This is a genomic window from uncultured Candidatus Kuenenia sp. (genome assembly GCF_900696675.1).
Classification (GTDB): domain Bacteria; phylum Planctomycetota; class Brocadiia; order Brocadiales; family Brocadiaceae; genus Kuenenia; species Kuenenia stuttgartiensis_A.
The window spans coordinates 94859-100858 of record NZ_CAADGZ010000002.1 but is presented as its reverse complement, the minus strand read 5'-3'; the positions used below and the strand labels follow the sequence as shown (position 1 = coordinate 100858).

7 protein-coding genes and 1 pseudogene are annotated in these 6000 nt (G+C 44.9%); all 8 read left to right on the top strand.

Translation table 11 applies throughout. The annotated features are described in order from the left end of the window. Positions 1-289: 289 nt before the first annotated feature. The 8 genes and pseudogenes from QZT26_RS00950 to QZT26_RS00915 all read left to right on the top strand — a co-directional run bounded on the left by QZT26_RS00950 (position 290) and on the right by QZT26_RS00915 (position 6000). A complete protein-coding gene (locus QZT26_RS00950; RefSeq protein WP_164994415.1) occupies positions 290-928 on the top strand; it encodes a GTP cyclohydrolase I in 639 nt (212 codons plus the stop codon). Positions 929-952: 24 nt separating this feature from the next. Beyond that, positions 953-1717, top strand: a complete 765-nt coding sequence (locus QZT26_RS00945) for an SDR family oxidoreductase (protein WP_099324993.1) — start codon at positions 953-955, stop codon at positions 1715-1717. A gap of 128 nt (positions 1718-1845) precedes the next feature. Next, on the top strand, positions 1846-2220 hold the full coding sequence (gene folB / locus QZT26_RS00940) for a dihydroneopterin aldolase (RefSeq protein WP_205713358.1): 375 nt from the start codon (positions 1846-1848) through the stop codon (positions 2218-2220). Continuing rightward, complete coding sequence (folK, locus tag QZT26_RS00935) at positions 2213-2755, top strand: 2-amino-4-hydroxy-6-hydroxymethyldihydropteridine diphosphokinase (protein ID WP_164994412.1); 543 nt, start codon at positions 2213-2215, stop codon at positions 2753-2755. The genes folB and folK overlap by 8 nt, the downstream gene beginning before the upstream one ends. 370 nt (positions 2756-3125) lie before the next feature. Beyond that, positions 3126-3656, top strand: a complete 531-nt coding sequence (locus QZT26_RS00930) for a DUF488 domain-containing protein (protein ID WP_164994411.1) — start codon at positions 3126-3128, stop codon at positions 3654-3656. Next, complete coding sequence (locus QZT26_RS00925) at positions 3653-4165, top strand: mismatch-specific DNA-glycosylase (protein ID WP_164994410.1); 513 nt, start codon at positions 3653-3655, stop codon at positions 4163-4165. Before QZT26_RS00930 ends, QZT26_RS00925 begins: the two co-directional genes overlap by 4 nt. A 549-nt stretch (positions 4166-4714) precedes the next feature. Then, positions 4715-5236 (top strand): FAD-dependent oxidoreductase, encoded by a 522-nt coding sequence (locus QZT26_RS00920; RefSeq protein WP_157820495.1) that lies wholly within the window; start codon positions 4715-4717, stop codon positions 5234-5236. 44 nt (positions 5237-5280) lie between these two features. Further along, positions 5281-6000, top strand: a pseudogene (locus QZT26_RS00915) (chloride channel protein).

Here is a 6000-nt window from a genome sequence, read left to right as displayed (position 1 = left end):
TTTTAACTCAATCTAAGGCAATGGGTGCAAAGTTTTATGTGTGTACCAATTCTATGGGCTTGTTAAACATATCGCGGGATGAACTTGTAAATGAGGTTGATAAGAGTATGGGGTTAACCACATTTCTTGCAGAGACGGGTCAGGATCAAATCCTGTTTATTTAATTTATGAAAGAATGATAAAAGAAAAATAACTTGCAATTTTTCTTTATTTTTCTAAATTGATCATTTGATGAAAAAAAGTAATTTCCTATCATCTATCATCTAAAAAAGAAGAGTGGGCTTTGCGTATGAACGAGAATGTAATCGCTAACGAAAATAATTTTTTGAAGGTCAAAAAACGCCAGATCAGTGACGAACAAATCCGTAAATTTGAGGGATATGCCGCCGAGATATTTACCACGCTGGGGCTGAATTTGAATACCGCAGCCACAAAGGAAACGCCCCACCGTTTTATCAATGCTCTTATCGAGTCGACTGAGGGTTATGACGGCGATCCTAAATTAGTTAAGGTGTTTGAAACCGAGTGCCGCGGCGGGCCCGATTGTCGCCTGAGTCAGATAATCGAAGGCCCGATTCGCTTTTTCGCGCTCTGCGAACATCACTGCCTGCCGTTTTACGGCGTGGTCTATGTCGGCTATATCTCACATGAACATATTATCGGTCTTTCCAAACTCACGCGTCTGGTGCATCTTTTTTCGCGTCGTTTTGAGGTACAGGAACGAATCGGTCAGCAGATCGCCGACACCCTCAACCAACTTCTTCTTCCTCACGGCGTCGCTGTATACATTGAGGCGCATCACTTATGCGTCGAGATGCGCGGCGTTAAAGAAATCTCTTCCATTAGCCGCACGACGTTTTGGCGTGGAAATTATGATGGCGATCCGGCGCTGCGGGCGGAATTTCTGGCGGCATGCGGAAAGAAATAATGATAGTATAACGCGAGGACTTTGATGTCGACATTGCAAAACACAAAACGAGCATATTTGATCACCGGTGCAGCCAATCGGATCGGCCGGACATTAGCACTAAATCTAGCTCATCAAGCCTCCGTCGTAGTCATTCATTATCGCTCGTCTCAATCCGCCGCTGAAGAATTGGCCAAAGAAATCCGCGACAACGGAACCACGACCTTTACAATTGCCGCAAACCTTGAATCCCCTGCTGAGGCGCAAAATCTGCTCAAGCGAGTATGGGATATAGCAGGTCCGATAGATGTGCTAATTAACAATGCCTCTATTTTTGAAACCGGCCGCCTTACTGAAATTTCAATGGACGACATCCAGCGTAACATGATGACCAATGCCTTCGCTCCGTTTCTGCTTTCCCGTTCGTTTGCCCGGTTGAACAAGGATCGTGCGTCGGCCGTGCTGCCGGTAATCATTAATTTTCTTGATTCACGTATTACCGGGTACGACCGTCAGCACGTCGCGTATCATCTGGCGAAGCGCGCACTCTTTGCGCTGACAAAAATGATGGCGCTAGAATTTGCCCCTAATGTCCGCGCCAACGCTATTGCGCCGGGTCTGATACTGCCGCCGGCCGGTAAAGATCGGGCTTATCTTGAGCAGCTTAAATCCGCCAATCCACTCAATAGCATCGGTAGTGCCGACCAGATCACGACTGCCGTCCGCTTTCTGATCGATAACGAATTTGTCACCGGCCAGGTCATTTATGTCGATGGCGGCAGACACCTTATTGGCAATACGTACGGATAAAGAGTTATGGTATCTCTCAAAAAAAACAGTGTAAAAACCCGTTTTTAATTTATCTAAAGCCAGCCTTTATGCGGGCTTTACTTTCTAACAAATAGCATTTACCATGAAATTTTGAGATGATACGATTTATGGATAGAGAAAAGCTCGACAAAATTAGTATTACCGATCTGCTGCTTCGATGCGTTATCGGCCTAAACGACTGGGAACGCACGCAAAAACAGGATGTGCTAATCAACATTACTCTTTATGCCGATTTGAGTCGTCCCTGTAAAAGCGACCGCATCAAAGATTCCATTGACTACAAAGAAATAAAAAAACAGATAATCACAATAGTGGAAAGCTCAAGTTTCTATCTCGTTGAGCGGCTGGCAGACAGCATCGCGCAGATTTGTCTTACCCACCCGGTCGTCAAGGCCGTAACTATACGAGTTGATAAACCCGGTGCACTGCGATACGCAAAAAGCGTCAGTGTTGAAATTTTCAGGATGCGCAACGATGACTGAAATATTGCATACTAGGCCTGTGGTCGATGCCTTTATTGCCGTTGGCTCAAATATTGATCCGCAGGACAACATTTGCCGTGCCTTGACTATGCTCTGCACACAAATGCCGATTGCCGCCATATCGAATTTTTACAAGACCGTCGCAGTCAGTGCCTCTGAACAACCTGATTTTCTAAACGGCGTTGTCAGAATTAAAACCGATCATCAACCGCGCGAAATAAAATTTGATATCCTGCGAAAAATTGAAGTACGCCTTGGCCGCGTGCGCTCTGTAGATAAATTCGCACCACGAACTATCGATCTCGACCTAATTCTGTACGGAACATCAGTAATTAATGATCCCGATCTTCGCCTGCCAGATCCGTCAATTTACACCTATTCGTTTGTGGCCGTTCCACTTATAGAACTTGCACCTGACCTTGTCCTGCCGGATACCGGCAAACAACTTTCAACCGAACCTGTAACAAAACTTAAAATCGCCCTACACCTTGAAAGCGAATTCACCGACATGCTTCGCCGCCTCATTTTGCGTTGACAGGCCACTCATTGAATAAAAATGCTAAAACTTAATAACATTGGGGTAGCAAGGAAGAGTGATATCGTCTATTGTGTAAGCTACCTTGTCGGGACCAGGGGCTAAATATTATTCTCTTATTCCTGTCATTATCGCATATTATGGCAGCTATATCACTGAACATTAAGCGAATACAACCAAAACAAGGGTTAATGCAAGACGACTTGGCAAAAAAACTAATATTAAGTCTTCCACACTTACGAAAATTGAGGGCGATGTCGTTGCCAAACCCAGCGTGCAAACAATCCAAAAAATCGCCAGGTCGTTAGGCGTTTCGATGGAGGAATTGTTAAAGTAACTTTATGGAACATAAAGATACAAAAAATCCACTATGAAGAAACCTGTAATCTTTACCATTGGCCACTCTACTCATCCTATCGGTGAATTTGTGGAGATGTTACAAGCGCATGGTATTAAAGAGATTGTTGACGTAAGGTCAATACCAAAGTCGCGCCACAACCCTCAGTTCAATTCGGAGGCGCTCAAAGAATCATTACAACGGGCACACATACGGTATAAGCATATACAAAAACTCGGAGGGCTACGACACACAACAAAAGATTCGTTAAATCTCGGTTGGCGCAACGCCTCATTTAGAGGATTCGCCGATTACATGGCAACGCCTGAATTTTCAGAAGGTTTGGAAAGCCTTATAAAGATCGCTAGTTTGAGAGAAACAACTATCATGTGCGCCGAAGCCGTGCCGTGGCGATGTCACCGCTCGCTCATTGCCGACGCGCTCACGAAAAGAGGGTGGACAGTGAAAGACATCATGAGTCGCACCTCCGCAACAAAGCACCGCCTGACCCCTTTTTTGAAAGTAAAAAAAGGGCAACTCATATATCCCGAACCTAAAACATGATTCGCTATAGATACAAGAAGCCGGTAATACTTTTCGTGGGTATTAATCCCCATCCCGGATCGTTCAATCGTCACGTGCCGTTTTCCAACAATAAGCTCTTTTGGTACCTCCTCTCGGAAGCCGGTCTCATTAAGGAGAAAAGAGAAGAATTACGTGACGACAAGACACTGGAGCGTGTCTACAAAGAAAAATTTAATACGGTATATGGGCTTGGATTCGTGAACATTATTGACAGACCGACGCGAGATATAACAGGGATTAAAAAACACGAGGAGTTGCCCGGACGTAAAAAGATTTCTCGTATTATAAAAGCCGAGATGCCGAAGGTGGTCTGCTTCATCGGCAAAGTCTCGTATGAAAAGTACGCCGGATCAAAGGATTTCTCTTTTGGCTGGCAAGAAAATATAGGCGCGTCAAAAGTCTTTGTCATGCATTTCCCTTTACGCGGCGAAGCCCTTATTAGAGTCCGGGAATTGCAAGAGATTAAGCGAACTATCCAAAGTCTATGATACTGGGTTCATTGGTAGTGGTTTAGTTATATGGGTATATGTGCCATAAATCAAGCATTCAATCAAAGAGCACTGTTCCACTGGCATCAGTCGTCGGACGTATGCGCTCTGGTTTTTGGTCGCCTTACTTCTTTTGATTCACGCAGTTATGATTATGATCCGCGACATCGTCTTTATTTTATTGCAAGCGGTCAACGCACCCCTTACTTTGGTGATTCTTCTTTTTACAGGGAAATATAAAAAAGGAATATGTCCAATTCACAAAATTGGAAAGAATCCGTTTTGATATATGGAATTTTTTAAGTTGTAGCCGCAAATTACGTTTACAAGAAACCGCTGAATTGATATAATTAACCACATATGAAACTAAACCTTATTCGTAGAAAAACGGAAGCTCCGGATGTCGAATCGTTTGTCTTCAGTCCCACAGAACCTCTCACCTGGAAAGCCGGACAGTTTCTCCACTATGTACTCCATCACGAGCCGACAGATAATCGTGGCTCAGATCGGTGGTTTACGGTAGCCTCGGCTCCGTTTGAGAAAGAGATAATGATTACGACAAGGCTAACTAGCGAAAAAGGGAGCAGCTTCAAGGCTGCACTTAACGCTTTACAGGTAGGCGAGTCGATAGAAATATCCGACATAGACGGCGATTTCATCGTGGACGATCCGACGCAGGAGTATGTCTTCATCGCAGGCGGTATCGGCATCACACCATTCCACTCCATACTTAAAGAAGCGGATCACGTAGATCTAAAACTACACGCAACGTTATTGTATGCCAACCGCGATCACAACATCCCATATAAAGAGGGGTTGGAGAAATTCGCAAAAAATAATCCAAACCTTGTCATGCATTATGTCATCGCTCCCGAGCGTATAGACGAAAACACATTTAAAAAACTGGTGCCGGATATACAAACACCAGTCTTTTATGTTTCGGGTCCCACGCCGATGGTGGAGAGCCTGGGTGGCATCTTAAAAAGAATGGGTATTGCGGCAGATCGTATAAAGCAGGATTATTTCCCAGGCTATACTGACGAACTGTATTCTGCTCGAAATACATTCTAATTTTGTCCAACAAACACCGTAAATAAATTTGCTATAATCGAATTATGACCAATGAAAAATTAATACAATCGGGTGTTGCGGGTGGAATTGCCGCTGCCTTCAACGCGCCTATTACCGGTATATTTTTAGCGTTGGAGATTATTTAGGAGAACCTGAACGTAAACGCCTTTGGCATCGTTGCATTGGCGGCAGCCGTGGCCGCGTCTGTGTTTACTCTGGTCGTATCAGGGGCTCCTCCTGCGTTTCACATCCCTGCATATACAATTAACTCAGCATGTGAATAGTCGCTCTATTTTGTGTTAGGAGTGCTCTCCGGGCTTAGTGCTGCATTCTATATTCGCTTGCATCATTTCACGCGGGATATCTTTGATACATGGAATGCCCCGCGCTGGTTTAAACCAGTTGCTGCCGGTCTCGCCGTTAGCCTCGTTGGAATTTATCTACCGCAGGTGCTTAGCACAGGTTATGCAACAACTGGAAATATCTTAGACGGCAAACCGCTTTCGGTTACTCTCCTGCTTTCGCTGGCATTATCCAGACTGGTGCTAACGCCGATTTGTATCTGTGGTGGTTTCCACGGCGGTGTGTTTGCGCCTGCCCTTTTTTCCGGTGCTTCACTTGGGGCTGCTTATGGACTCGTTGCTAAACAGGTTTTTCATTCTCTCAACATTTCACCACCTGCCATTGTGATGGTCGGGTGGCGGCCGCCCTTGCAGGCACAATACGTGCACCGATTGCCTCGTTCATGTTACTATTTGAAATGA

Excerpts from the sequence above, each read along its gene's own strand:
- QZT26_RS00950 (WP_164994415.1), top strand. The coding sequence starts at position 290 with ATGAACGAGAATGTAATCGCTAACGAAAATAATTTTTTGAAGGTCAAA.
- QZT26_RS00945 (WP_099324993.1), top strand. The coding sequence starts at position 953 with ATGTCGACATTGCAAAACACAAAACGAGCATATTTGATCACCGGTGCA.
- folB (WP_205713358.1), top strand. The coding sequence starts at position 1,846 with ATGGATAGAGAAAAGCTCGACAAAATTAGTATTACCGATCTGCTGCTT.
- folK (WP_164994412.1), top strand. The coding sequence starts at position 2,213 with ATGACTGAAATATTGCATACTAGGCCTGTGGTCGATGCCTTTATTGCC.
- QZT26_RS00930 (WP_164994411.1), top strand. The coding sequence starts at position 3,126 with ATGAAGAAACCTGTAATCTTTACCATTGGCCACTCTACTCATCCTATC.
- QZT26_RS00925 (WP_164994410.1), top strand. The coding sequence starts at position 3,653 with ATGATTCGCTATAGATACAAGAAGCCGGTAATACTTTTCGTGGGTATT.
- QZT26_RS00920 (WP_157820495.1), top strand. The coding sequence starts at position 4,715 with ATGATTACGACAAGGCTAACTAGCGAAAAAGGGAGCAGCTTCAAGGCT.